At 71.4% G+C, this 25,128-nt stretch carries 27 protein-coding genes and 1 tRNA gene; 17 read left to right on the top strand and 11 right to left on the bottom strand.

Features of this window, described 5'->3' with window-relative positions; genetic code table 11:
• Entirely contained in the window at positions 1–483 is a 483-nt protein-coding gene (locus ACFUJ1_RS13930) for a h domain protein (protein ID WP_378645516.1), read from the top strand.
• Here ACFUJ1_RS13930 and ACFUJ1_RS13925 read toward each other — a convergent pair.
• From ACFUJ1_RS13925 to ACFUJ1_RS13910, 4 genes are all read right to left on the bottom strand, one after another.
• Positions 470–1,918, bottom strand: a complete 1,449-nt coding sequence (locus ACFUJ1_RS13925; protein ID WP_378645514.1) for a sensor histidine kinase — start codon at positions 1,916–1,918, stop codon at positions 470–472. The genes ACFUJ1_RS13930 and ACFUJ1_RS13925 overlap by 14 nt on opposite strands.
• A complete protein-coding gene (locus ACFUJ1_RS13920) occupies positions 1,915–2,637 on the bottom strand; it encodes a response regulator transcription factor (RefSeq protein WP_378645513.1) in 723 nt (240 codons plus the stop codon). Before ACFUJ1_RS13920 ends, ACFUJ1_RS13925 begins: the two co-directional genes overlap by 4 nt.
• Before the next feature lie 66 nt (positions 2,638–2,703).
• Positions 2,704–4,290 carry a trehalose-6-phosphate synthase gene (locus tag ACFUJ1_RS13915; RefSeq protein ID WP_378645727.1) on the bottom strand — a complete coding sequence of 529 codons (1,587 nt, stop codon included), beginning with the start codon at positions 4,288–4,290 and terminating at the stop codon, positions 2,704–2,706.
• Positions 4,291–4,411: 121 nt separating this feature from the next.
• On the bottom strand, positions 4,412–4,582 hold the full coding sequence (locus ACFUJ1_RS13910) for a hypothetical protein (RefSeq protein ID WP_378614073.1): 171 nt from the start codon (positions 4,580–4,582) through the stop codon (positions 4,412–4,414).
• A 217-nt stretch (positions 4,583–4,799) separates the two neighbouring features.
• Here ACFUJ1_RS13910 and ACFUJ1_RS13905 point away from each other — a divergent pair, with 217 nt between their 5' ends.
• The 3 genes from ACFUJ1_RS13905 to ACFUJ1_RS13895 all read left to right on the top strand — a co-directional run bounded on the left by ACFUJ1_RS13905 (position 4,800) and on the right by ACFUJ1_RS13895 (position 6,165).
• Positions 4,800–5,633, top strand: a complete 834-nt coding sequence (locus ACFUJ1_RS13905; RefSeq protein ID WP_378645512.1) for an alpha/beta fold hydrolase — start codon at positions 4,800–4,802, stop codon at positions 5,631–5,633.
• 116 nt (positions 5,634–5,749) lie between these two features.
• Positions 5,750–5,992 carry an MbtH family protein gene (locus ACFUJ1_RS13900; RefSeq protein WP_233015787.1) on the top strand — a complete coding sequence of 81 codons (243 nt, stop codon included), beginning with the start codon at positions 5,750–5,752 and terminating at the stop codon, positions 5,990–5,992.
• Positions 5,993–6,093: 101 nt separating this feature from the next.
• Positions 6,094–6,165 (top strand) — tRNA-Thr (locus tag ACFUJ1_RS13895).
• A gap of 36 nt (positions 6,166–6,201) precedes the next feature.
• Here the strand turns inward: ACFUJ1_RS13895 and ACFUJ1_RS13890 are convergent.
• Together ACFUJ1_RS13890 and ACFUJ1_RS13885 are read right to left on the bottom strand one after the other, a co-directional pair.
• Positions 6,202–6,588: a VOC family protein gene (locus tag ACFUJ1_RS13890; protein WP_378645510.1), complete on the bottom strand. Its 387-nt coding sequence runs from the start codon at positions 6,586–6,588 to the stop codon at positions 6,202–6,204.
• A 27-nt stretch (positions 6,589–6,615) separates the two neighbouring features.
• Entirely contained in the window at positions 6,616–7,215 is a 600-nt protein-coding gene (locus ACFUJ1_RS13885) for a TetR/AcrR family transcriptional regulator (RefSeq protein ID WP_378645509.1), read from the bottom strand.
• 97 nt (positions 7,216–7,312) lie between these two features.
• Here ACFUJ1_RS13885 and ACFUJ1_RS13880 point away from each other — a divergent pair, with 97 nt between their 5' ends.
• The 4 genes from ACFUJ1_RS13880 to ACFUJ1_RS13865 are packed head-to-tail and all read left to right on the top strand — an operon-like array spanning position 7,313 to position 11,523.
• Positions 7,313–8,173 (top strand): metal-dependent hydrolase, encoded by an 861-nt coding sequence (locus tag ACFUJ1_RS13880; RefSeq protein ID WP_378645507.1) that lies wholly within the window; start codon positions 7,313–7,315, stop codon positions 8,171–8,173.
• Positions 8,170–9,195 (top strand): PDR/VanB family oxidoreductase, encoded by a 1,026-nt coding sequence (locus ACFUJ1_RS13875; RefSeq protein ID WP_378645506.1) that lies wholly within the window; start codon positions 8,170–8,172, stop codon positions 9,193–9,195. The genes ACFUJ1_RS13880 and ACFUJ1_RS13875 overlap by 4 nt, the downstream gene beginning before the upstream one ends.
• A gap of 10 nt (positions 9,196–9,205) precedes the next feature.
• On the top strand, positions 9,206–10,657 hold the full coding sequence (locus ACFUJ1_RS13870) for a flavin-containing monooxygenase (RefSeq protein WP_378645504.1): 1,452 nt from the start codon (positions 9,206–9,208) through the stop codon (positions 10,655–10,657).
• Positions 10,654–11,523 (top strand): short-chain dehydrogenase/reductase, encoded by an 870-nt coding sequence (locus tag ACFUJ1_RS13865; RefSeq protein ID WP_378645503.1) that lies wholly within the window; start codon positions 10,654–10,656, stop codon positions 11,521–11,523. The genes ACFUJ1_RS13870 and ACFUJ1_RS13865 overlap by 4 nt, the downstream gene beginning before the upstream one ends.
• On the opposite strand, the gene ACFUJ1_RS13860 is transcribed toward ACFUJ1_RS13865, so the two are convergent.
• Positions 11,524–11,949, bottom strand: a complete 426-nt coding sequence (locus tag ACFUJ1_RS13860) for an HIT family protein (RefSeq protein ID WP_378645501.1) — start codon at positions 11,947–11,949, stop codon at positions 11,524–11,526.
• 14 nt (positions 11,950–11,963) lie between these two features.
• Positions 11,964–12,341 (bottom strand): PH domain-containing protein, encoded by a 378-nt coding sequence (locus tag ACFUJ1_RS13855; RefSeq protein ID WP_233015793.1) that lies wholly within the window; start codon positions 12,339–12,341, stop codon positions 11,964–11,966.
• 94 nt (positions 12,342–12,435) lie between these two features.
• Here ACFUJ1_RS13855 and purD point away from each other — a divergent pair, with 94 nt between their 5' ends.
• Positions 12,436–13,710, top strand: a complete 1,275-nt coding sequence (gene purD / locus ACFUJ1_RS13850; RefSeq protein ID WP_378645499.1) for a phosphoribosylamine--glycine ligase — start codon at positions 12,436–12,438, stop codon at positions 13,708–13,710.
• Here the strand turns inward: purD and ACFUJ1_RS13845 are convergent.
• The gene (locus ACFUJ1_RS13845; protein WP_378645498.1) at positions 13,697–14,659 is read right to left on the bottom strand and encodes a M23 family metallopeptidase; all 963 of its coding nucleotides are present in this window, start codon (positions 14,657–14,659) and stop codon (positions 13,697–13,699) included. The genes purD and ACFUJ1_RS13845 overlap by 14 nt on opposite strands.
• Between ACFUJ1_RS13845 and ACFUJ1_RS13840 the strand changes: the two genes are divergently transcribed.
• The 4 genes from ACFUJ1_RS13840 to ACFUJ1_RS13825 all read left to right on the top strand — a co-directional run bounded on the left by ACFUJ1_RS13840 (position 14,631) and on the right by ACFUJ1_RS13825 (position 18,495).
• Positions 14,631–15,794 carry a pyridoxal phosphate-dependent aminotransferase gene (locus tag ACFUJ1_RS13840; protein ID WP_378645496.1) on the top strand — a complete coding sequence of 388 codons (1,164 nt, stop codon included), beginning with the start codon at positions 14,631–14,633 and terminating at the stop codon, positions 15,792–15,794. The two genes, ACFUJ1_RS13845 and ACFUJ1_RS13840, sit on opposite strands and share 29 nt — an antisense overlap.
• Positions 15,795–15,953: 159 nt before the next feature.
• Positions 15,954–16,592: a TetR/AcrR family transcriptional regulator gene (locus tag ACFUJ1_RS13835; RefSeq protein WP_378645495.1), complete on the top strand. Its 639-nt coding sequence runs from the start codon at positions 15,954–15,956 to the stop codon at positions 16,590–16,592.
• 6 nt (positions 16,593–16,598) lie between these two features.
• Positions 16,599–18,062: an adenylosuccinate lyase gene (gene purB, locus ACFUJ1_RS13830; RefSeq protein WP_378645494.1), complete on the top strand. Its 1,464-nt coding sequence runs from the start codon at positions 16,599–16,601 to the stop codon at positions 18,060–18,062.
• 7 nt (positions 18,063–18,069) lie between these two features.
• Positions 18,070–18,495 (top strand): HIT family protein, encoded by a 426-nt coding sequence (locus ACFUJ1_RS13825; RefSeq protein WP_378645493.1) that lies wholly within the window; start codon positions 18,070–18,072, stop codon positions 18,493–18,495.
• Between the two features lies 1 nt (position 18,496).
• On the opposite strand, the gene ACFUJ1_RS13820 is transcribed toward ACFUJ1_RS13825, so the two are convergent.
• Positions 18,497–19,549 carry a DUF2330 domain-containing protein gene (locus ACFUJ1_RS13820; protein WP_378645492.1) on the bottom strand — a complete coding sequence of 351 codons (1,053 nt, stop codon included), beginning with the start codon at positions 19,547–19,549 and terminating at the stop codon, positions 18,497–18,499.
• 100 nt (positions 19,550–19,649) lie between these two features.
• Here ACFUJ1_RS13820 and ACFUJ1_RS13815 point away from each other — a divergent pair, with 100 nt between their 5' ends.
• Positions 19,650–21,806 (top strand): S9 family peptidase, encoded by a 2,157-nt coding sequence (locus tag ACFUJ1_RS13815; RefSeq protein WP_378645491.1) that lies wholly within the window; start codon positions 19,650–19,652, stop codon positions 21,804–21,806.
• An 86-nt stretch (positions 21,807–21,892) separates the two neighbouring features.
• Positions 21,893–22,597, top strand: coding sequence for a DUF2334 domain-containing protein (locus tag ACFUJ1_RS13810; RefSeq protein ID WP_378645490.1), 705 nt, complete (start codon positions 21,893–21,895; stop codon positions 22,595–22,597).
• A gap of 593 nt (positions 22,598–23,190) precedes the next feature.
• On the opposite strand, the gene ACFUJ1_RS13805 is transcribed toward ACFUJ1_RS13810, so the two are convergent.
• Positions 23,191–23,841: an MBL fold metallo-hydrolase gene (locus ACFUJ1_RS13805; protein ID WP_378645488.1), complete on the bottom strand. Its 651-nt coding sequence runs from the start codon at positions 23,839–23,841 to the stop codon at positions 23,191–23,193.
• A gap of 126 nt (positions 23,842–23,967) precedes the next feature.
• Here ACFUJ1_RS13805 and purS point away from each other — a divergent pair, with 126 nt between their 5' ends.
• Positions 23,968–24,204, top strand: coding sequence for a phosphoribosylformylglycinamidine synthase subunit PurS (gene purS, locus ACFUJ1_RS13800; protein WP_233015803.1), 237 nt, complete (start codon positions 23,968–23,970; stop codon positions 24,202–24,204).
• The gene (purQ, locus tag ACFUJ1_RS13795; RefSeq protein ID WP_378645487.1) at positions 24,201–24,878 is read left to right on the top strand and encodes a phosphoribosylformylglycinamidine synthase subunit PurQ; all 678 of its coding nucleotides are present in this window, start codon (positions 24,201–24,203) and stop codon (positions 24,876–24,878) included. The genes purS and purQ overlap by 4 nt, the downstream gene beginning before the upstream one ends.
• Positions 24,879–25,128 lie beyond the last annotated feature (250 nt).

Raw genomic sequence — 25,128 nt, 5'->3', positions numbered from 1 at the left:
ATGAGCCGGATCAAGATCCTCGCTGGCGCAGCGGCCGTTCTCCTCCTCGCCGCCGCCATCCTGGCCGGCGTCAACGGCTACCGCCTCTGGGACGACAACCGCACCGAGCAGGCCCGCGCCGACGCCGCGACCACCGCGAGCCGCACCGTCTCCGCCATGTTCAGCTACGACTTCAACTCCGTCGACACCGAACTCCCCAAGGCCGCCGACAACCTGGCCCCCGACTTCCGCGCCGACTACCTGACCCTGATCCAGGACGCCATCGCCCCCGGCGCCAAGGAGAAGCAGCTCAGCGTGCAGGCCGACGCCCAGGCCGCGGGCATCGTCTCCGCGGACGCGAACAACGCCGTGGTCATGCTCTTCCTGAACCAGATCACCACCAGCAAGGACAGCCCCGAGGGCACGACGAGCGGCAGCCGGGTCAAGGTCGAGCTGGACCGCGACGGCGACCGCTGGCTGGTCGCCGCCGTCACCCCGGTGTGAGGTCGCGGGGCAGCCGCACCGTGAAGGTGGTGCCCTCCCCGGGCGCACTCACCGCCCGCACCTCACCCCCGTGCGCGGTCACCAGCGCGCGCACGATCGACAGCCCGAGCCCGGTCCCGCCGCTGGCCCTGGTCCGCGAGGTGTCGGTGCGGTAGAAGCGCTCGAAGATCCGCTCCGCCTCGTCCCGGGGCAGCCCGGGCCCGGTATCGGCCACCTCCAGCAGCACCTCGTTTGCCGCGGGCGTGAGCCGCACGGTGACGGCCGTGCCCGGCGGCGTGTGCACCACCGCGTTGCTCAGCAGATTGCTGAGCACCTGCCGCAGCCGGGTGTCGTCGCCGAGCACTTCGAGCGTGCCGGTGCCCGGCCGCACCTCCAGCTCGACGGTGTGCGGCTCGGCGTCCTTGGCTCCGAGCATCCGCGCACTGTGCACGGCATCGCTGGCCAGCGTCAGCAGGTCGACCGGCGCCAGGTCCAGTGGCCGGTCGGCGTCCATCCTCGCCAGCATGAGCAGGTCCTCGACCAGCAGCCCCATCCGCTGCGCTTCGCGCTCGATCCGGTCCATGAAGAGCGCGGGATCGCTGGTCGCGCCCTGCCGGAACAGCTCGGCGAAGCCGCGAATGGTGGTGAGCGGGGTGCGCAGCTCGTGGCTGGCGTCCGCGACGAAGCGGCGCATCCGCTCCTCGGAGTGCCGCGCGGCCTCCTCGGAGGCCGTGCGCGCCTCGAAGGCGCGCTGGATCTGCGCCAGCATGCCGTTCAGCGAGCGGGAGAGCCTGCCGACCTCGGTCTTGGTGTTCTGCTGCGGGACCCGCCGGTGCAGGTCGCCCGCGGCGATGGCGGCGGCGGTGCGCTCGACGTCGAGCAGCGGCCGCAGGCTCCGGTTGATCACGAAGTACGCCGCGACGGCGAGCGCAACCAGCACCAGCACCCCGACCACGACCAGCAGCATGACCAGCTGGTCGACGGTGTCCCGGTTCTGGGTGAGCGGCGCAGCCACCGTGGTGGTGCCGTCCCTGGTGCGCAGGCTGAGCACCCGCCACTGCACGTCGGCGTTGTCGGTGGAGCCGACGGTCACCGGCCGCCCGATCGGCGGCTCCGGCAGCGCGGGGGTGGCGTCGATGTTGAACGGCCGCAGCACCAGCCGGGCGGGGTCGTCCGGCCGCTCCACCTCGACGAAGAACGGGCTCGGCGGCTGCCTGCCGTCGGCGGGCAGCGGCCCGACCAGCCGGTCCGGCCTGGCCCAGGAGAGCGCGGCCTCGCGCAGCTGCTGGTCGGTGCGGTTCAGCAGCGAACGCTCCAGCGCGGAGGTGACCAGCATGCCTGAGGCGACCAGCCCGGCGGCGCAGAGCAGCACCAGCGCAAGCACCAGCCCCACGCGCAGCGGGATCGCCGACAGCCGGGCGCCGAGCGCGCCCCTTGCCCTCGCGACCCGGCTCACCGCCCCGACCGGGCGCGCTGCGGCTCGCGCATCACGTACCCGACCCCGCGCAGCGTGTGGATCAGCCGCTGACCGCCGGTGTCGACCTTCTTGCGCAGGTACGACACGTAGGTCTCGACCACCCCCACCTCACCGCCGAAGTCGTAGCGCCACACGTGATCCAGGATCCGCGGCTTGGAGAGCACCGTGCCCGCGTTGACCATGAAGTAGCGCAGCAGCGTGAACTCGGTGGGCGAGAGCGCCACCGGTTCCCCGGCCTTCCACACCTCGTGCGTGTCGTCGTCCAGCTCGATATCGGCGAAGCGCAGCCGCGATGTCTCCTTCGGCGGCTCGCCGTGGCCAGCCCGGCGCAGCACGACGCGCAGCCGGGCCACCACCTCCTCCAGCGAGAACGGTTTGGTGATGTAGTCGTCGGCGCCGAGCGTGAGCCCTGCGACCTTGTCCTGCACCTCGTCGCGCGCGGTCAGGAAGAGCACCGGCGCGTCGATGCCGTCGGCGCGGAGCCTGCGGAGCAGTCCGAAACCGTCCATGCCCGGCATCATGACGTCGACGATCAGCGCCTGCGGGCGGAAGCTGCGCGCGCGATCCAGCGCCTGTGCGCCGTCCGCCGCCGTCGCCACCTCGAAGCCCTGGAACCGCAGGCTCACCGCCAGCAACTCCACGATCATGGGCTCGTCGTCGACGACGAGCACCCTGGCCTCGGGCGGTACAGCTGTCATGGAGACCATCGTCGGTCACCGGCCTCCGAAGTCGCTGGACCTTTCCTGTGAAGTCGCTGTGCGCGGTCAGTCGTCGGTGTCGCGATCGACCTCGTCGTCGTCCTCGTCGCCGACGGTCATCAGCGCGCTGCCCGCCACCTGGTCCTGCGCGAGCGCCTCCAGGAAGGCCCTGGCCCAGCGGTCGACGTCGTGCGCGAGCACCTGCCTGCGCAGCGCCCGCATGCGGCGGCGCCTGGTGTCCCGGTCGTCGTCCACCGCCGCGACGATGGCGTCCTTGACGCTGTCCAGGTCGTGCGGATTGCACAGGTAGGACTGGCGCAGCTCGGCCGCCGCGCCGGTGAACTCGCTGAGCACCAGCGCGCCGTTCAGCCCGCTGTGGCAGGCCACGTACTCCTTGGCCACCAGGTTCATGCCGTCGCGCAGCGGCGTCACCAGCATGACGTCGGCGGCGACGAAGAAGGCGACCAGCTCCTCGCGCGGGATGGGCCGGTGCAGGTAGTGCACCACCGGGTAGCCGACCCTGGCGAACTCGCCGTTGATCCGGCCCACCTGGCGCTCGATGTCGCCGCGCATCTGGATGTAGCTGTCGACCCGCTCCCGGCTCGGCGTGGCGAGCTGCACCATGACCGTGTGCGTCGGGTCGATCCGGCCGTCGACCAGCAGTTCCTCCAGCGCGTTCAGCCGGATATCGATGCCCTTGGTGTAATCCAGCCGGTCGACGCCGAGCAGGATGGTCTTCGGGCTGCCCAGCTCGGCCCGGATCTTGGCGGCCCGCTCGCGCACCGACCGGCGCCGGGAGAGCTCGTCCAGCTCGGCGGAGTTGATCGAGATCGGGAAGGCGCCGACCCGCACCGTGCGGAACCCGACCTGCACGACGCCCAGCTTGGAGCGCACCCCGACGGTGCCGCGCGAAGTGGGCTGCCCGGCCAGCCTGCGGGCCAGGTAGAGGAAGTTCTGCGCGCCGCCGGGGAGGTGGAAGCCGATCAGGTCGGCGCCGAGCAGCCCCTCCACGATCTCGGTGCGCCACGGCATCTGCATGAACAGCTCGACCGGCGGGAACGGGATGTGCAGGAAGAAGCCGATGGTCAGGTCCGGCCGCAGCATCCGCAGCATCTTCGGCACCAGCTGGAGCTGGTAGTCCTGCACCCAGACGGTAGCGTTCTCCGCCGCCACCTTGGCCGTCGCCTCGGCGAAGCGTCGGTTGACCTCGACGTACGCGGCCCACCAGGCCCGGTCGTACACCGGGCGCACGATGACGTCGTGGTAGAGCGGCCACAGCGTGGCGTTGGAGAAGCCCTCGTAGTAATCGGCGACCTCGTCCGCGGTGAGCGGCACCGGGTGCAGCTCCAGGCCGTCCTCGATGATCGGGTCGACGTCGACGTCCGGGATGCCCGCCCAGCCGACCCACGCCCCCCTGTTGCTGCGCAGCACCGGCTCCAACGCGGTGACCAGGCCGCCGGGGCTGCGCTTCCAGCGGCGGGTGCCGTCCGGCAGCTTCTCCAGGTCGACCGGCAACCGGTTGGCGACGACGACGAAGCCGGAGCCGGAGCCCGCGACGGGTGCGTAGTCGGCGGCGGTGCCGCCGTGGCCGATCGGTTCGGGCCCTGCGTCGGGCGAGACGGTGTCGGGGTCGTCGGACTGGTGGTCGTTCATGTGATCCACTCACGCATCCTTTGCGCTTCGAGGCCGCTGACGAGCGTCTGCCGCAGTGTGCTGTTGTGTGTGTCGGTCCGGCCGGTCGACGGCGCCCTCGGCGTCGACTGCCCCGGTCTGCCTACTCGGCGCGGACGCCCGTGCCGATGCCGAGCATCGCCAGCAGCATCCGGCACTCGTCGGCGTCCGCGGCGTATGCCGCGACCACCCGCTGTGCCTGACGTGCGGTCTCGTCGGCCAACGGCTCGAGATCGTCGTCCGCGATGTCGTTCGCGCTGCTCTTCGCGGCCATCTGTCAGTCCTCCCGGCTAATACGCTGGTCTCTGCGAATAGTCAATGATATCCGGCGCCGGGGAGCGGGTGCCCCGCGCCCGCGCGGCGGATGCCACGTGCGGCGGCATTTATGCACACCCCTCGAGTTGTGCACAGCCCCCACCGGTGCCGTGCACACCGCCACCCGCTCCCTATACCGTGGACGACGAACAACCTCCACGAAAGGACCGACGACGATGCCGCTGGCCACGGTGAACGGAATCTCGCTCAACTACCAGGTCAAGGGCGACCGCACCAGGGGCACCGATGTCAAGGGCGCCGGGCCGCTGGTCGTGCTGATCATGGGCACCGGCAGCCCCGGCCGGGTCTGGGAGCTGCACCAGGTGCCCGCCCTCGTCGCCGCCGGCTACCGCGTCTGCACCTTCGACAACCGCGGCATCGCCCCGTCCTCCGAGTCCGCCACCGGCATCGCCATCGAGCAGATGGTCGCCGACACCGCCGGGCTGATCGAGCTGCTCGACGAGGGCCCCGCGCTCGTCGTCGGCACCTCCATGGGCGCGCGGGTGGCCCAGGAGCTGGCGCTGGCCCGCCCCGAGCTGGTGCGCAAGGCCGTGTTCATGGCCGGGCACGGCCGCCTCGACCAGTTCCAGAAGACGCTCTCGGCCGGTGAGCACGAGCTCGACGCGAGCGGCGTCCGGCTGCCGGCCAAGTACGAGGCCGCGCTCACCGCCGTCATGAACCTGTCGCCCGCCACCATGGCCGATCGCAATGCCGCCCGCGACTGGCTCGACCTCTTCGAGTTCACCGGAGGCCCGGTCACCCCCGGTATCCGGGCACAGCGCAAGATGGACCACGATTTCGATCGAGTGCAGGCATACCGAGGCATCACCGTGCCGTGCCTCTCGGTCGGTTTCGCCGACGATCGGATGATCCCGCCCTACCTGTCCCGCGAGGTCGCCGACGTCATCCCGAACGCGCGCTACCAGGAGGTTCCGGACGCCGGGCACTACGGCTACCTGGAGCGGCCCGAAGCGGTGAACAAGATCCTGCTGGATTTCTTCGCCGCCTGAGGTAACGGCCCAGCCGTAACACCCGGCTTGCTAGGGTCGAAACAACGCTCGGGCTCATCGTGGTCGTGCCCGAGCCCGATCCCCGACCAACGCGCCAGTATCCCCAGTGAGGTGAAATGAGCACCAACCCCTTCGATGACGAAGACGGCCGCTTCTTCGTTCTGGTCAACGACGAGGAACAGCACTCCCTGTGGCCGGCCTTCGCGGAGGTCCCGGCCGGATGGCGAGTGGTTTTCGGCGAGGACAGCCGCACCGCGTGCGTCGAGTACGTGGAGAAGAACTGGACCGACATGCGGCCCAAGAGCCTGCGTGACGCGATGGCCGCCGACGACGCGGCCCGCCAGGGCGCCCAGTCCTGACCCTCGTTCCGATACTGCGCCGGGACGATCGACCCCTCACCGGGTGACACGAAACCCTCGTGCCACCCGGTGCGGTGCCGTATATGCTGGCACCGCTTTCCGCCTCCTTAGCTCAGTGGTAGAGCACTCGCCTTGTAAGCGAAAGGTCGTCAGTTCAATCCTGACAGGAGGCTCTTTTCGGCGAGCAGCGGCCGCCCGACGGAGTCGTCCTACTCGAACTGCTCGAACGTGACCTCGTACCCGTCCGGGTCGAGGCCGGAGAAGATGCGGGCCCAGACGACGTTCTCGCGCTCGCTGGTGATCGACAGCCCCTCCGCCTGCCACAGCTCGTAGGCCGCGTCCAGGTCGGGGACCGGGATGGCGAGGACGACGCCGAGGCCGCGGGTACCGGTGCGGACGAGTTGTTCGCGCTCGGTGTTGTTGTAGCCGTGGCTGTCGAGGGCGGAGAGGATGAGCCAGGTGTTGCGGAAGGTGAGGTAGCGCAGGTCGGGTTGGTCGTCGTTGGGGATCTCGCGGAAGCCGAGGCGCAGGTAGAGGGCCGCGGAGCGGTGGAGGTCGCGGACTCGGAGGCCGATCTTGAGCTGTTTGGCACCCATCACCGGAACGAGTCTGGCAGAGAAATCTCAGCCGGTGATGATCGGGACCAGATAGCGGCGGGCGAACTCGTCGAGCTCCGCTTCCGTCGAGAGCTCGCGACTGCCGTGCGGGGCGAGAATCAGCGAATGCACTATGCGGCAGACGATTTCGGCGCGGGTGACGAGGTCGTCGGGGGCGGTGAGGAGCCCGCGGTCGGCGGCACGCTGGGTGGCGGCGGCGGTAGCGGCGATGGACATGGCGAAGGTGGTGGCGCCTTCGGTGGTCAGTTTCAGGACTACGCGCTCGGGCTCCAGCGACAGCATGCGCTGGGCGAGCGGATTGCTGCGCCAGCGGCCGATGACGGTGACGAAGATGTCGACGACCAGGTCGTCGATGGTGTCGTGGCGCTCGGCGATGTCGGCGATCTCCGCCAGAACCGTGCCGACCTCGCGGCTGACGACGGCCTGGACGAGGTCGTCGCGGGAGCCGATGCGGCGGTAGACGGTGACCCGGTCGACGCCGGCCTCCCTGGCGACGTCCTCGATCGTCGTCTTCTTCACGCCGACGGCCTGGAAGCGGGTGAGCGCGGCATCAAGGATCCGGGTTTCGACGGTGTCGGAGACGGCGTTCTCGAGGGAGGCGGACACCCCTTGACGCTAGCAGAACCGAACGGTAGTGCAACATTCTCCGTTGAATTGTTGCCGCAACATTGAAATGTACTTTGTTGCACTGTACGGTCAGCTCATGGCTGAAACAGAGGCGCACGCGATCGAGGCCCGCGATGTGCGGTTCGACTTCGATTCGGTTCCGCTGCACTACATCCCGGGTGAGGTCCTGGCCACCCACATCGTGAACGTCATGCACCTGGTGCTGCCGGAGGGGGAGCGGGCGATGGCGCAGGCGCTCAGCGAGGCGCTTCCCTACATCCGTGACCCGCGGCTGCGCGAGGAGGTGCAGGGCTTCGTCGGGCAGGAGACCACGCACGCCAACAGCCATGAGGCGGCGCGCAAACATCTGCAGTCCATCGGGCTGGATGTGGAGTCCTACATCGGCAAGATCGCGTGGCTGGTGGACCGGCTGCTCGGCGACCACGGGCTGGACGGACGGGCCAAGGAGGAGTGGCTCAGGGAGCGGCTCGGGCTCTTCGCCGGGATGGAGCACTACACCGCGGTGATCGGGGAGTGGCTGCTGAACGCGGACGTGCTCGCCGAGAAGAACATGCACCCGGCCATGCTCGACCTCGTGCGCTGGCACGGCGCCGAGGAGGTCGAGCACCGGAGCGTGGTCTACGACGCCTACATGTACCTGGACGGCGGCTACGCGCGGAAGGCGCGCACGGCCGTGCTGGCCAGCGCGACGCTGCTGCCGCTCTTCATCATCTCGACGGCGTACCTGTACCGGAAGGATCCGTCGCAGGACAAGGGCCGGTTCTGGGGGTCGCAGTTCGTCGGCGCGACGCTGCGCGGGGTGGTGCCGAGCTGGACCGTCTTCTTCTCCGAGCTGCCCCGTTACCTGCGCCCCGGCTTCCACCCCTCGCAGCTGGGGCCGATGGACAAGGCGCTGCGCTACCTGGCGCACTCGCCCGCCGCCAGGGCGCACTCGTGACAGCCCCCGGTGCGCTGCGGCTGCTCGGCACCGCGATGGACCTCTACAAGCAGGTGTTCGTCGCGGGGGCGGCGGCTCCGCTGCTCTCCAGCCCGCAGCCGGTGCGGAACAGCGGCTTCGACCGGGACGTGGTGGTCGAGGCGGTGGAGCAGGTCGCGCTGGACGTCGTCGCGCTGTCGCTGCGCGCGCCGGACGGCGGCGTGCTCCCGGTCTGGCGGCCCGGCGCGCACCTGGAGCTGTTCCTGCCCTCGGGCAGGCAGCGCCGCTACTCGCTCTGCGGCAACCCGCGCGACCGCTTCCGCTACCGGATCGCGGTGCGGCTCATCCCGGACGGCGACGGCGGCTCGCGCGAGGTGCACGAGACGGTCAGGGCCGGGTCGGTTCTACGAATTCGCGGGCCGCGCAATGCCTTCGGGTTCGTCGAGGCGCCGTCGTACCTGTTCATCGCGGGCGGTATCGGGATCACGCCGATCCTGCCCATGGTGCGGGCGGCCGGTGCCCGGGGGCGGCTGATCTACCTGGGCAGCAGCCGGGATCGGATGCCGTTCCTGGCGGAGCTGCCCGGCGCCGAGGTGCGCCCGGACGACGAATTCGGCCCGCCGGACGTGGCCGAGCTGCTCGGCAAGGCCGAGCCGGGCGCGGCGGTCTATGTCTGCGGCCCACCCGGCATGCTCGCCGCCGCGCAACGGCTGGCCTTCGACCGCAACCCCACCGGGTCGCTGCACGTGGAGCGGTTCGCGCCGGCGCCGGTCGACGGCGGCCGGGAATTCGACCTCACGCTGGCGCGCACCGGCCGCACGGTCCGGGTCGGCGCCACCGAGACCGCGCTGGCCGCGATCCAGCGGGTGGACCCGCGGGTGCCCTACTCGTGCAGGCAGGGCTTCTGCGGCAGCTGCGAGACCAGGGTGCTCTCCGGAGCGGTCGAGCACCGCGACCGGGTGCCCGCCGCGCTGGCCAGGCCCGACCGAATCCGCCCGTGCGTCTCCCGCGCGGCGGGCGACGCCCTCGTACTCGACCGCTGAGAGGAAACCGATGGAACACAACCACGTGCTGATCGTCGGTGCCGGCTTCGGCGGCATCGGGCTCGCGATCAAGCTGCGCGAAGCGGGCTTCGACGACCTCGCGGTGCTGGAGCGCGCCGACGAGCTGGGCGGCACCTGGCAGGCCAACACCTACCCGGGCGCCGCCTGCGACGTGCCCTCGCACCTGTACAGCTACTCGTTCGCGCCGAACCCGGACTGGTCGCGCACCTACGGCAGGCAGCCGGAGATCCTGGCCTACCTGCGCCGGGTCGCCGAGCAGCACGATGTGCTGCGGAACATCGAGTTCCGCACCGAGCTCGAGGACGCGCGCTGGGACGAGGAGGCCGCGCTCTGGCGGGTCGAGACCTCGCGCGGGCAGCGCACCGCCGACTTCCTGATCTCGGCGGCGGGCGTCTTCGCCGAGGCCAAGTACCCGAACCTGCCCGGGCTGGAGACCTTCGAGGGCACCGCCTTCCACTCGCTGCACTGGGATCACGACCACGACCTCACCGGTGAGCGGGTCGCGGTGATCGGCACCGGCGCCTCCGCGGTGCAGTTCGTGCCGGAGATCCAGCCGAAGGTCGCCAAGCTGACGGTGTTCCAGCGCTCGGCGCCGTGGATCGTGCCGCGGATGGACCGGGCGACGCTCGGCGCGGAGCGGCTGCTGCTGCGCCGGGTGCCGCTGCTGCGCCGGGCGATCCGCGCCGGCTGGTACACCGCCATCGAGGGGTTCGGGCTGGTCTCGCTGGTGGACAAGCGGTTCCGGCACCTCTACGAGGCGCTCGGGCGGTTCCAGCTGCGCAGGCAGATCGCCGACCCGGAGCTGCGCGCCCTGGTCACCCCGGACTACATGATCGGCTGCAAGCGCGCCATCTTCTCCGACGCCTACTTCCCGGCGCTCGCCGCGCCGAACGTCGACGTGGTGACCACCGGCATCGCCGAGGTGCGGGCGCGCTCGATCGTGCTGCGGGACGGCACCGAGCGGCCGATCGACACCATCGTCTACGGCACCGGCTTCACCCCGACCCCCAGCGTCTACGGCAGGTACATCGGCCGGGACGGGCGCAGCATCGCCGAGCTCTACCTGGACGAGCCGCAGAGCTACCTCGGCATCGCGGTGGCCGGGTTCCCGAACTTCTTCAGCACGCTCGGCCCGTTCGGGGCGGCGGGCAACCAGTCCGCCATCTTCATGATCGAGTCGCAGATCGGCTACATCGTCGACGCGCTGCGCACCGCGCAGCGGGCGGGCGCGCGGCGGGTGGAGCTGCGGCCAGAGGTGCAGACCGAGTTCCTGGCGGAGATGCGCCGCCGCAGCGCCGACACGGTCTGGCTGACCGGCGGCTGCGACAGCTACTACACCACCGCGGACGGCGCCAACTCCGGGCTCTACCCGAACTGGAGCTTCGAATACCGCCGCCGCACCAGCCGTTTCGACATCGACTCCTACGAGGTGAGCGCATGATTCGCGCACTGTTCCGGGTCACCGAGCCCGACTACCGGGTTCGCGGGCAGGTCGTCCTGATCACCGGGGCGGCGCAGGGCATCGGCCGGGAGCTGGCCACGGTGCTGCACCGGCGCGGCGCGGTCGTCGCGCTGGCCGATGTGGACGAGGTGGGTGCCAAGGCGGCGGCCGCGGCGCTCGGCAGCAGGGCCGCGGCCTTCGGCGCCGACGTCACCGACCGGGCGGCCATGGCCGCCGTGGTCGAGCGGGTGCTGGAGCGGTTCGGCGGGCTGGACGTGGTGGTCGCGAACGCGGGCATCGTGCCGAAGCCCGCCACGCTGCGCACCATGGACCCCGCCGTCTTCGACACCGTGCTCGGGGTGAACCTGACCGGCGCGTTCAACACCGTCAAGCCCGCGCTGGACGCCATCGTGGCGAGCCGGGGGCACGTGGTTGTCGTCTCGTCCTGCGCGGCCTTCGCGCCCGGCATGGCCGGTTCGCCGTACATGATCAGCAAGGCCGCGGTCGAGCAGCTCGGCCGGGCGCTGCGGGTGGAGCTGGCCGCGCACGGCGCCACCGCCGGGGTCGCCTACTTCGGCATCGTCGACACCGCCATGACCCACGAGACGCTGGACAACGACGACCTCGGCCGCCGGGTCGAGGCGCTGCTGCCCTGGCCGCTGAACGTCAGGATCAGCGGTGCCGAGGCCGCGCGGGTGATCGCGGACGGCATCGAGCGACGGGCGCCGCGCACCGTCGCGCCCGCGGGCTGGGAGCCGTACGCGCTGCTCCGCGGCGTGATCAACGTCGCGCTGGACGCCAAGCTGACCAGGGACCGCGGGCTGCACGCGCTGCTGCACGCCGTGGAGCAGCGGGTGCGCGGGTAGTCAGTCCGGGACGTTGTCGGAGAAGCCGAGGTCGCGCAGCGCGGCCTTGATCTTCGCCTGCGCCTCGTCCAGCGATTCGGCGCTCGGGTTCGGGTCGGCGCCGGAGATGTCGAAGTTGCCCATGTCGAAGGCCGGGAAGACGTGCACGTGCAGGTGCGGCACCTCCAGCCCGGCGATCAGCAGCCCGGCGCGCGGCGCGTCGAAGGCCGCGCGCACGGCCTTGCCGACGGTCTGCGCGACGCCGCTGATCCGGGCGAAGACGTCGGCGTCGACGTCCTGCCACTGGTCGATCTCCTTGCGCGGCACCACGAGGACGTGGCCCTGGGTGACCGGCGCGATGGTCAGGAACCCGACGAACTCGTCGTCCTCCCAGACGAAGCGCCCCGGCAGGTCACCGGCGATGATCGCGCTGAATACGGAAGCCATGCCCGGCAGCGTAGTCAGACGCCGACGAAGTGCGACAGGACGCCCTGCACCTCGTAGATGTCGACCTGCCGGTTGAACTTCTTCTGCAGCGGCTCGGACGCGCCGGAGATCCAGATCACCAGCTCGGCGTCGAGGTCGAAGGTGCCCGCGGTCTCCACCGCGAAGTGCGTGATCGAGCGGTACGGCACGCTGTGGTAGCTCACCTTGCGGCCGGAGAGCCCCTGCTTGTCGACCAGGATCAGCCTGCGGTTGGTGAAGAGCATGGCGTCGCGCACCAGGATGTAGGCCGAGTAGATCTGCTCGCCGTTGCCGAGCAGCCGCCCGTACTCCTGCTGCGCCCGTGCGGGATCCACGCTGCCCGCGTTGCCCATGATTCCGTCGATGAAGCCCATCGGATCTCCCCGTCCCGGTCCAGCGGCGGCGCGGTGGCGCCCCCTCTCCACTATGCCTGCGAGCAGGACACCTTCGTCCTCTACTCTGTTGCGCGTGCGCGCACTCGTCATCGGTTCCGGAGCCCGTGAACACGCCCTCGTCCTCGCCCTGCGCAGGGACCCGGCGGTGACGGCGGTCGTCGCCGCGCCCGGCAACGCGGGCATCGCCCAGCACGCCGAGCTACGGCCGGTCGACCCGTCGTCCGGGGAGGCGGTGGCGGCGCTGGCCCGCGAGATCGACGCCGACCTGGTGGTGATCGGCCCCGAGGTGCCGCTGGTGCTCGGCGTCGCCGACGCGGTGCGGGCCGCCGGGATCGCCTGCTTCGGCCCGTCCGCCTCGGCCGCGCGGATCGAGGGCTCCAAGGCGTTCGCCAAGGACGTCATGGCCGCCGCCGGGGTGCGCACCGCGCACAGCGAGATCGTGGACACCCCCGCCGACCTGGACGCCGCGCTGGACCGCTTCGGCCCGACCTGGGTGGTCAAGGACGACGGGCTGGCCGCGGGCAAGGGCGTCGTGGTGACGCCGGACCGCTCGGCCGCCCGCGACCACGGCGCCGAGCTGCTCGAGCAGGGGCACCCGGTGCTGCTGGAGTCGTTCCTGGACGGGCCGGAGGTGTCGCTGTTCTGCCTGGTCGACGGGGAGACGGTGGTGCCGCTGCTGCCCGCGCAGGACCACAAGCGGGTCGGCGACGGCGACAGCGGCCCGAACACCGGCGGCATGGGCGCCTACACGCCGCTGCCCTGGCTGCCCGCGGGCGCGGTCGAGGAGATCGTGCGCGACGTGGTCGCGCCGGTCGCCGCCGAGCTGGTGCGCAGGGGCGCGGCCTTCTCCGGGCTGCTCTACGCCGGGCTCGCCATGGGCGCGGCCGGGCCCGCCGTCGTCGAATTCAACTGCCGCTTCGGCGATCCGGAGACCCAGGCGGTGCTCGCGCTGCTGGAGAGCCCGCTCGGCGAGTTGCTGCACGCCACCGCAACCGGGCGGCTCGCGGAGCTGCCCGCGCCGCGCTGGGCCGACGGCGCCGCGGTGACCGTCGTGCTCGCCGCCGAGAACTATCCCGCGCACCCCAGGCTCGGCGACGTCGTCGCCGGGGCGGGCGAGACCGGCCCGGACGAGGCGACCGTGCTGCACGCCGGCACCGCGCTGCGCGACGGTGCGCTGGTCTCCGCCGGTGGCCGGGTGCTGAGCGTGGTCGGCACCGGCGCCGACCTGGCCGCCGCGCGGGAGCAGGCGTACGCGCGGATCGGCTCGATCAAGCTGCCCGGCAGCCACTACCGCACGGATATCGGGCTCGGCGCGGTCGAGAACCGGATCGCGCTCAGTTCAAGCTGAGGCCGCGGAGCGCGAACCAGCGCTGCGGGTCGACGTGCTGGCCGCCCTCGATCACCTCGAAATGCAGGTGCGGGCCGGTGGAGTCGCCGCGGTTGCCGATGCGGGCGATCTGCATGCCGGCGGGCACCCGCTCGCCGACCGAGACGAAGAAGTCGTACATGTGGCCGTAGACGGAGATGGTGCCGTCGTCGTGCCTGATCCGCACCCAGAGGCCGAAGCCCTGGGCCGGGCCCGCGTCGATCACGGTGCCGTCGGCGACCGCGTAGATCGGTGAGCCGATCGGGCCCGCGATGTCGATGCCCTGGTGCAAGGTGCCCCAGCGGGAGCCGAAACCGCTGGTGAACAGCCCGCGCGCGGGCAGGACGATGCCGCCGGGGCCGGGGATCACCGAGCCGGGGGTGCTGCCGGGGACCGGGGCTACGCCGGTGGTGAGCCAGGGGACCGGTTCGCCTGCGGCGGCCGCGGCGGCCTCGGCGCGGGCGCGCTCCAGGGTGGCGCGGGCGGCGGCGGCGACCACGGCCTGTTCGCGCAGGCGCTCGCCGTTGGCGACGGCGTCGAGGAGGCGGCGGATCGACGGGGTCGAGGTCTGGACCTGCGGGGGGTAGGGGAGGGCGACGCGCTGGGCTTCGCCGGGGGCGAGGGGGCGGTTCACGATCGCGCCGTTGTTCGCGGTGTCGCCCGCGGCGAGGACGAGCAGTACCAGCAGACCCGCGATGAGGTAGCGGTGGTCCTTGGCTCGGGTGCGCAGTTCGTCGCGGGTGGGGCGGCGCTGCCAGAGTTCGCGGGGGGTCGGGGCCTCGCGGAGGGTGGCGGCGGCGTCGTGCCGCAGGGTTTCCAGGGTGGACCAGCCTGCCCAGGCGTGCGGGTCGCGCCGACCATTACTCCGGCTGCCCGCGGACGGGTGCTCTACCGTCGGACGGGTGTCCAGAGAATCGCGCCGGTCGACCATCCCCCCTTTCTACGTCATGGACGTCTGGAAGGCCGCCGCCGCGCGCGCCCGCAGCCACGGTGACGTGCTGGTACTCGCGGCGGGGCAGCCATCGACCCCCGCCCCGGCTCCGGTGCTGCGCGCCACCGGAGCCGCGCTCGGCACCGAGCTCCTCGGCTACACCGAGACCTTCGGCATCCTGCCGCTGCGCGCAGCCATCGCCGAGCACCACACCGCCACCTACGGCTACCCCGTCGACCCGGACGATGTCGTGGTGACCACCGGCTCCTCCGGCGCCTTCACCCTGCTCTTCCTCGCCGCCTTCGACCCGGGCGACACGGTGGTGGTCGCCCGCCCCGGCTACCCCGCCTACCGCAACACCCTCACCGCGCTCGGCTGCCGGGTGCTGGAGCTGGACTGCGGCGAGCAGACCAGGTTCCAGCCGACCGTCGCCATGCTGGAGGCGCTGCCCGAGCCACCCGCCGGGCTGGTGGTCGCGAGCCCGGCCAACCCCACCGGCACCATGATCGACCCGGCCGAACTGGCCGCGCTCGCCCGCTGGTGCGAGGCGAACGGCACCCTGCTGATCTCGGACGAGATCTACCACGGCATCACCTACGGGGACAGCATCGGCGGCACCTCGTCGGCCTGGGAGACCTCGACGGAAGCGGTGGTGATCGGCTCGGTGTCGAAGTACTTCTCGATGACCGGCTGGCGGCTGGGCTGGATGCTCGCCCCCGCCGGGCTGCGCCCCGCGCTGCAGCGGCTGGCCTCGAACATGACGGTCTGCCCGCCCGCGATCTCGCAATACGCGGCGGTGCACGCTTTCGGCGCGGAGGCGAAGCAGGAGCTCGACGGCCACGTGCGGCGCTACGCCGTGAACCGCAAACTGCTGCTCGAGGGGTTGCCGAAGATCGGGATCACCGACCTGGCCCCGGCAGACGGCGCCTTCTACGCCTACGCCGACGTCGGGCACCACACCAGGGATTCGCTGGCCTGGTGCGCGGAGGTGCTCGCGCACACCGGCGTCGCGCTGGCGCCGGGGCTCGATTTCGACACCGCGCGCGGGCACCGCACCGTTCGCTTCTCGTTCGCCGGCGCCACCGCCGACATCGAGGGGGCGCTGGCCCGGCTCGGCCCCTTCCTGACACGCTGAAACACCCTGTCTCAGTACCGTTGTCCGAATTAGCTGGCTCGCAACAACTTTGCGCAGTACGGCACCGCGGGCAGCGCAATTGGGTAAAAATCGGGTAACTGTGTTCTTCCTCTTTCGATTTCGCACGGATGTATTGATGACGACTGGCACGATGGCACGGTGATAACCGCGACGACCCCGAAAGGCGAACGGCGTCGCCAGGCTCTGGTTGCAGCCGCCGCAGACCTCCTGCTCGAAGGTGGTTTCGAGGCGGTGCGGCACCGATCGGTCGCAACCCGCGCCGACCTGCCACTGGCATCGACGACGTATTACTTCGAATCCCTCGAAGATCTGATCGCACGCGCGGTCGAGTTCGCGGGCAATGCCGAAGTCGACGGCATGCGCAGGCGGGTCGGCGAGGTGAGCCACCGCCGCCGCGGCGCGGAGGCGACCGTCGACCTGGTGCTCGACCTGCTGATCGGCCCGGAGGGCACCGACGACGGCGCGCGCGGCAGGCTGATCGCCCGCTACGAGCGTTCGGTCGCCTCCGCCAGGCACCCCGAGCTACGCGGCGTGCAGCTCCGACTACGCCAGCAGCTCGACGAGCTGCTCGCCGACGTGCTGCGCCGCTCCGACCGGGTGGTCAGGCAGGAGCAGCTGCGCAGGCTGGTCGCGGTGGTGGACGGCGCGGTGGTCGCCGCGCTCGGCGAGATGAACCCGGAGCCGCGCCGGGCGGCCCGCGGCGCGCTGCTCGAGGTGATCGACATCGTCGCCCCGCCGACGTCCCAGCAGCCCGATCGGCTCCGGTCACTAGACTGACCGGACGTGACCACTGCCGAGACCGCCCCCGCAGCCAAGAACACCGCGCCCGGCCGGGTGCCCAACGTGCTCGCGACCCGCTACGCCGGGCCCGAGCTGGTGCGGCTGTGGTCGCCGGAGAACAAGATCGTGCTGGAGCGCAGGCTCTGGCTGGAGGTGCTGCGCGCGCAGTCCGAGCTCGGCGTGAACGTGCCCGCCGAGGTGGTCGCCGACTACGAGCGCGTCATCGATCAGGTCGACCTCGGCTCGATCGCCGCCCGTGAGCGCGTCACCAGGCACGACGTGAAGGCCAGGATCGAGGAGTTCAACGCCCTCGCCGGCCACGAGCACGTGCACAAGGGCATGACCAGCCGCGACCTCACCGAGAACGTGGAGCAGCTGCAGATCCGGCTCTCGCTGGAGCACGTGCACACGCACGGCGTCGCGGTCGCGGCCCGGCTGGCCGAGCGTGCCGCCGAGTACCGCGCCCTGGTCATGGCCGGGCGCTCGCACAATGTCGCCGCGCAGGCCACCACGCTCGGCAAGCGCTTCGCCTCGGCCGCCGACGAGCTGCTGATCGCGCTCACCCGGCTGCGCGAGCTGATCGACCGCTACCCGCTGCGCGGGATCAAGGGCCCGATGGGCACCGCACAGGACATGCTCGACCTGCTCGGCGGCGATCCGGAGAAGCTGGCCGGGCTGGAGCGCCAGGTCGCCACGCACCTCGGCTTCGCCACCGTGCTCACCAGCGTCGGCCAGGTGTACCCGCGCTCGCTCGACCACGACGTGCTCTCCGCGCTGGTGCAGGTGGGCGCCGGGCCGTCGTCGTTCGCGCACACCGTGCGGCTGATGGCCGGGCACGAGCTGGTCACCGAGGGTTTCCAGCCCGGGCAGGTCGGCAGCTCGGCCATGCCGCACAAGATGAACACCCGCTCCTGCGAGCGGGTGAACGGCCTGCAGGTGGTGCTGCGCGGGTACGCCTCGATGGCCGCCGAGCTGGCGGGCGCGCAGTGGAACGAGGGCGACGTCTTCTGCTCGGTGGTGCGCCGGGTCGCGCTGCCGGACGCCTTCTTCGCCATCGACGGCATGATGGAGACCTTCCTGACCGTGCTCGCCGAGTTCGGCGCCTACCCGGCGGTGGTCGCGCGGGAACTCGACCGCTACCTGCCGTTCCTCGCCACCACCAGGATCCTGATGGCGGCGGTGCGCGCCGGGGTCGGGCGGGAGACGGCGCACGAGGTCATCAAGGAGCATGCGGTCGCGGTTGCGCTCGCCATGCGCGAGCAGGGGCGCGAGCCCGACCTGCTGGACCGGCTGGCCGCCGACGACCGGCTGCCGCTGGACCGCGCCGCGCTGGACGCCGCGCTCGCCGACAAGTCGGCCTTCGTCGGCGCCGCCGAGGCGCAGACGGGGGCCGTGGTCTCGGCGGTCGAGGAGCTGGTGGCCCGCTACCCCGACGCCGCCCGCTACACCCCGGCGCCGATCCTCTGAGCGCGCCGTGAACCCGTACACGATCTTCGCCGACATCATCGCCGGGCGGGCCCCGGCCAGCGTGGTGTACGACGACCCCGACGTGCTCGCCTTCCTGGACATCCGCCCGGTCACCCCCGGCCACCTGCTGGTGGTGCCGAAGGTGGTGGCGCGCAACCTCGCCGAGCTCGACCCGGCGCTCGGCGGGAAGCTGTTCCAGGTGGGGCAGCAGCTCGCGGCGGCGCTGCGGAGCAGCGAGGTCGGCTGCGACGGGGTCAACTTCTTCCTGGCCGACGGGGTGACCGCGGGCCAGGAGGTGTTCCACGTGCACCTGCACGTCATCCCGCGCACGCCGGGCGACGGGTTCGGGCTGCGGGCGCGGGCCACCAGCCCGCACCGCGCCGACCTGGACTACCTCGCCGGTTCCATCCGCGGCGCGCTCTCCCGCGGGTAGCTCAGCGCGGCCTGCGGAAGACCCGGAGCACCGCGATCACCACCAGGGTGGCGGCGAGCAGCGCGGCGCCGAGGATCACCGGCCCGGCCGGGGCGCCGAGCACCTCCGCCTGCTCGGTGCGGGTGATCCGCTCCCGGTAATCGGCGTCGGAGTCGGCATCGGCGAAGGTGAAGTCGCTGGTGATGCGGGCAGGCTCGGTGATCGAGACGGCCAGTTCGGTGAGGTAGTCGGTGCCACCGGCGGTGAGCTCGCGGAGCAGCGGGTCGTCGGTCTCGGCCAGCCGCCCGGCGAACTCGACCTCGGTGAACTGCCGCGGCACGTCCGGGTCGGCGCGCCGCACCCGGTGCTCGCCGAGCACGTAGAGCCGCACCGACTGCGGCAGCGTCGCCGCCGACGACATGCGCATGGGGTAGACCGGGGCGGTGGCGTCGAAGGTCAGCCGGACCGGGTCGAGCGCGCCGTCCAGCCCGTCCGCGCCGGTGAGCCGGATGGCGACGAACGACCACCCATCGGCCAGGTACGGCGCGAGCGTCTCGACCACCTCGGGTCGCATGCGATAGCCGTTGTCGCGCAACCAGTTCCGCACGCCGTCGAGGCCGCCACCGGCCAGTGTGGTCGCCTCGAGCGGGCCGAGCGTCACCTGCTTCAGCACGGTCGGGCCCGCGCCGGGGGCGGCGCCCGAGCTCAGCCCGTCGAACTCGCCGGAGCCGAAGAACTCCCGCTCGGTGACGACCTCGGGCGCGGTGCGGCGCTCCAGCTCGGTGAAGGTGTCCGCGGAGCCCGCGCTCACCGTGGCGGGGGCCGGGGTCGGGATGACGAGGGCGGCGCGGTCGCCGTCGGAGCGCAGGGCGAGCTGCATGAGGATGGTCTGCCGCGCGCCGTCCCAGTGCACCAGCGCCACTTCGTTGTTCACCGTGGCGATCTCGCCGGTTCCGGCGACGGCGCCGCAGGCACAGGCCGCGGCCGGGACGGCGGCGCCGCCGGTCAGCGCGGCCACCGCGAGGAGCAGGGCCACCAGCACACCGGACGGACGGGGGCGCGCAGCGAAAGCCATGCGGCGAGCGTAAGGGAGGCCAGGCCCGCGCTCCCGGCGAAGCCGCCGAGTGCCCCGCACGAGCGCAGTGCGGGGGTGGCGCGACAGTAGGGTGGTGCGCATGTCTGTCGAGAGTGTGCCGCCCCCCGTCGCGAAGACCGTGCCGACCGAGCGCGTGCAGCACGGCGATGTCGTGATCGACGAGTACGAGTGGCTCCGCGACAAGGACGACCCCGAGGTGATCGCCCACCTGGAGGCGGAGAACGCCTACACCGAGGCGAACACCGCGCACCTGGCCGAGCTGCGCACCGCGATCTTCGACGAGATCAAGGGCCGCACCCAGGAGACCGACCTCTCGGTCCCGACCCGGCTCGGGCAGTACTGGTACTACTCGCGCAGCTTCGAGGGCAAACAGTACGGCGTGCACTGCCGCTGCCCGGTCGACCCGGCCGCCGCCGGGCTGGACGCCTGGACCCCGCCGGAGCTGGAGGCCGGTGCCGAGATTCCGGGCGAACAGGTGCTGCTGGACAGCAACGTGCTCGCCGATGGGCACGACTTCTTCGCGCTCGGCGCCTTCTCGGTGAGCAACGACGGCACCCTGCTCGCCTACTCCACCGACACCGTCGGCGACGAGCGCTACCTGCTGCGCTTCCTGGATCTGCGCACCGGCGAGCAGCTCGGCGACGAGATCCCCGGCACCGCCCCCGGCGCCACCTGGTCGCTGGACGGCTCGCACGTCTTCTACCAGACCGTTGACGACTCCTGGCGCCCCGACACCGTATGGCGGCACCGGCTCGGCACCGCCGCCGCGGCCGACGTCAAGGTCTTCCACGAGCCGGACGAGCGGTACTGGGTCAGCATCGGCACCACCCGCTCGGAGAAGTACCTGCTGATCTGGGTCGCCTCCAAGATCACCAGCGAGGGCTGGATGCTGGAGTCGGCCGACCCGGAGGGCGAGTTCCGGGTGATCCTGCCGCGCCGCGAGGGCGTGGAGTACGGCGTCGAGCACGCGGTGATCGCGGGCGAGGACCGGTTCCTGGTCCTGCACAACGACGTGGTCGACGGGGTGAAGGCGGAGAACTTCGTGCTCGCCGAGGCGCCGGTCGGCGACCCCGCCGCGCTGACCCTGCTCATCGGGCACCGCGACGACGTCCGGCTGGAGGACGTCGACGCCTTCGCCGGCCACCTGGTGCTCGGCTACCGCCGCGAGGCGCTGAGCAGGCTCGCGGTCTGGCCGCTCACCCCCGACGGCTACGGCGAGCGCCGCGAACTCGAGTTCGACCTGCCGCTCTTCGCCGTCGGGCTCGGCGCCAACCCGGAGTGGGAGCAGCCGACGCTGCGCATCGGGCTCACCTCGTTCACCACCCCCACCCAGGTCTTCGACTACGCCCCGGACACCGGCGAGTTGCTGCTGCGCAAGGAGCAGCCGGTGCTCGGCGGTTACGACCCGGAGCTCTACGAGCAGAGCCGGGACTGGGCGGTCGCCGCGGACGGAACCCGCATCCCGATCTCGCTGGTCTGGCGCAGGGACGCGGTGCAGCCGGGCACCGCGGCGCCGCTGCTGCTCTACGGCTACGGCTCCTACGAGGCCAGCATCGACCCCGGCTTCTCGGTCTCCCGGCTCTCGCTGCTGGACCGCGGCATGGTCTTCGCGGTGGCGCACGTGCGCGGCGGCGGCGAGATGGGCCGGCTCTGGTACGAGAACGGCAAGACGCTGCGGAAGAAGAACACCTTCACCGATTTTGTCGCCGCGGCCAGGCACCTCATCGACACCGGTCGCACCAGCGCGGACCGGCTGATCGCGGATGGCGGCAGCGCGGGCGGGCTGCTGGTCGGCGCGGTCGCCAACCTGGCGCCGGAGCTCTTCGCGGGCATCCTCGCCAACGTGCCCTTCGTGGACCCGCTGACCTCGATCCTGGACCCCTCGCTCCCGCTCACGGTGATCGAGTGGGACGAGTGGGGCAACCCGCTCGCCGACCCCGAGGTCTACGCGTACATGAAGTCCTACTCGCCGTACGAGAACGTCGAGGCCAAGAACTACCCGGCGATCCTCGCCATCACCAGCCTCAACGACACCCGGGTGCTCTACGTGGAGCCTGCCAAGTGGGTCGCGCGGCTGCGCGCGGTCGCGACCGGCGACGCCCCGCTGCTGCTGAAGACCGAGATGAGCGCGGGCCACGGCGGGGTCAGCGGGCGCTACGAGAAGTGGAAGGAAGTCGCCTTCGAGTACGCCTGGGTGCTGGACACCGTCGGGCTCGGCAAGGTGGCGCCGTCATAGCGGAACGCGCCGATATGTGACGGTGTTGGCTTCGGCGTCATCCCGGCTGCACGCCGCGGACATGTCGTCCTGCCACCGTTGCGGGTATGACTGCCGAGCTGATCGTCTCCGTGTCCGGCATCCGGGACACCACCCGGGACGCCGCGATCGAGTTCGCTGCCGAGATGGACGACCGGGGCGTCCCGCTGTCGCTGCTCGTCGCGCCGCGGCTGAAGGGCGGCTATCGGCTGACCGACGACCCGGCCACGCTTGCCTGGCTGCGCGGGCGGCGCGCCGGTGGCGACGCCATCGTGCTGCACGGCTACGACCAGGCGGCCACCAAGCGCAGGCGGGCCGAGTTCGGTGCGCTGCCGAGGCACGAGGCGCGGTTGCGGTTGATGGCGGCCGATCGGGTGATGGAGCGGGTTGGGCTGCGCACCCGGCTCTTCGCCGCCCCGCGCTGGGACGCTTCGGCGGGCGCCATGGAGGCGCTTCCCGATGTCGGTTTCCGGCTGGCGCTCGGGCTGACCTCGATCGTGGACCTGGAGCGCGATATCGCGCAGCGCACCCGGGTGTACGGGATCGGCGAGGGGTTCCGCACGGAGCCGTGGTGGTGCCGGGCACTGGTGCTCGGCGCGGCGCGGACCGCCAAGCGCGGTGGGGTCGTGCGGCTCGCGGTCTCCGGCGCGCAGCTGGCCCGCTCCGGGCCGCGGCAGGCCGTGCTCGACGCTGTCGATCTCGCGCTCTACCACGGCGCCACCGGTCAGCTGTACCGCTGGGAGCCGTACTCCGCCGCGACACGCGCAGCCTGACCGACCGAGCGGTCCGTTTCGTGCCCGTTTGCGGGCGCCGGGTCCGCCGAGCGCGCTTGGCAGTGGCCCGACCGGGACTCGGGGCCGGTGTTCCCGGTCCGCACCCGGCCACCGGATCGCAGTGTCCGGAGCACCCCGCACGGCAGTCCGGCAAATCGCCGGAACGACACCGGCAACCCGGCTCCCCGCGGGTTTCTATTGTTTCGGTCGGATTCGCCGTCTTTGCTCCGAATTCTGTTCGTGGAATTCGGAGGTGCCGAAAACAAATCCGAAAAATTCTTTGCCCGTACGCGTTTGTGCCCCACCGATCGGTGCAATTCTGTGATTGCGAGATCCGGAAGCAAGTAACCGACAGGAAGGGAAGCACAATGCTGGAAACGCTGCTCGAACTGATCACGACCCTGCTGGATACGCTGAGCGCGAGCTCCCCGCTCTGACCAGGTCCACGCTGACCAGCCGCCCCGTCCCGGTCCTACCCCCGGGAGCGGGGCGGTTTGCTGTCCGCGGGAAAAGGACGCTCGCGAAATTGCCGATGCACGTGCAATTTCGTATTCCGGCTCTCTCGCGTCGAATTGCGAAGGTGTAGCCCCGGCTCAGCTGGGGAAATCTGCACTGTCCTCGTGCTCGATGAGCGAGAACTCCGTACCCTCCGGCCCCATTTCCGCCAATCTGCCGAAGTAGATCCCCCGCGCCTCCGGCGCGACCACTCCGTAGTGGATCGGCACCGCGCTCCGCGGGCGAACCGCCCGCAGATAGTCCACCGCCTCGCTGATCCGCATCCACGGCGCCGCCGCCGGGATGGCGAGCACGCCGACCGGGCTCGGCGGCACCCAGAGCGAATCGCCGGGGTGCACCAGCTGCGCGGGCTCCGCCGGGGTGCCGAGCTGGAAGACGGTGTTGTCGATGACCGGCAGCTCCGGGTGGATCACCGCGTGCCTGCCTCCGCCGCCGGTCACGGTGACCCCGCCGATGGTGAGCACCTGCCCGGCGTGCACCGCCTCCCACGGCTCCGGCCGCAGCTCGGCGGTCTGCGGGTCGGCGAGCAGCCGGGCGCCGGGGTTGGCGTCGATCAGCGCGCCGATCCGGTCGCCGTCGATGTGGTCCGGGTGCTGGTGCGTGACGGCGATGGCGTCGAGCCCGGTGATGCCCTCGAACCCGTGCGCGAAGGTGCCCGGGTCGAACAGCACTTTCGTGCCGTGCAGCTCGACGAGGATGCAGGAGTGTCCGAAGTGAGCTATGCGCATGCGGCGATGCTAGTCGCCGGTGACCGGCGTGACCGGCTGTGATCTCGCACCCCCCCGGCAGCCGCCCGCGCCCGCCGCCATTACGCTGTGCCGGTAACCCCCCGAACCTTCGCGAGGAGAAAACGCGTGGCACGAGTCGTGGTCGAGGTGATGCCGAAGGCCGAGATCCTGGATCCGCAGGGTCAGGCCATCGTCGGTGCGCTTCCCCGCCTGGGATTCGCCGGTGTGTCCGATGTGCGGCAGGGCAAGCGCTTCGAGCTCGATGTCGAGGACTCGGTGAGCGACGCCGAGCTGGAGCAGATCGCCGAATCGCTGCTCGCCAACACCGTCATCGAGGAGTGGAAGGTCGTCCGGCTGTCATGAGCGCGCGCATCGGGGTGATCACCTTTCCCGGCACGCTCGACGACGTCGACGCGGCCCGCGCGGTCCGGCTCTCCGGCGCCGAGGCGGTGCACCTGTGGCACGCCGACGCCGATCTCAAGCAGGTCGACGCGGTGATCGTGCCCGGTGGCTTCTCCTACGGTGACTACCTGCGGGCGGGCGCCATCGCCCGGTTCGCCCCGGTCATGGGCGAGGTGGTGCGCGCCGCGGGCCAGGGCCTGCCGGTACTCGGCATCTGCAACGGCTTCCAGGTGCTGTGCGAGGCCGGGCTGCTGCCCGGCGCGCTCACCCGCAACGACGGGCTGCACTTCGTCTGCCGCGACGAGTGGCTGACCGTCGAGTCCACCGGCACCGCGTGGACCAGCCGGTTCGAGCAGGGCGCACAGATTCTGATCCCGCTCAAGTCCGGCGAGGGCCGCTTCCAGGCCTCGGCCGAGGTGCTCGACCAGCTGGAGGGCGAGGGCCGGGTGGTCTTCCGCTACTCCGGCGACAACCCGAACGGCTCGCAGCGCGGCATCGCCGGGATCTCCTCGGCGAACGGCCGGGTGGTCGGGCTGATGCCGCACCCGGAGCACGCCACCGAGGCGCTCACCGGCCCCAGCGACGACGGGCTCGGGCTCTTCCTCTCGGTCCTCGATTCGCTCGTGGCGGCCTGAGCCGCAACGACTTCCCGGTACCCGGCCCGGATCGCGCTCCCGCGCGGTCCGGGCCGGTGTCGTTTCCGGTGCTCCGGTGTCCGCGCCGAATCCTCTCGCTGAAAATTGCATTTCGAGTATTTGAAGTCGAATTGAACTGGCACAGCCGACTTTTCGGACACCCGCGCGGTGTCCGGTGACCGGCCGACACCACTCGCTCACGCGAATTTTCCACGTTCGGTAGTCTTCCCCTCGTTCCAATTCTCGAGGC

It is taken from the genome of Nocardia sp. NPDC057227 (genome assembly GCF_042669725.1).
GTDB classification, from domain to species: Bacteria; Actinomycetota; Actinomycetes; order Mycobacteriales; family Mycobacteriaceae; genus Nocardia; species Nocardia asteroides_A.
The sequence above is the reverse complement of the archived record's forward strand: the minus strand, read 5'-3'. Positions and strand labels throughout refer to the sequence as shown.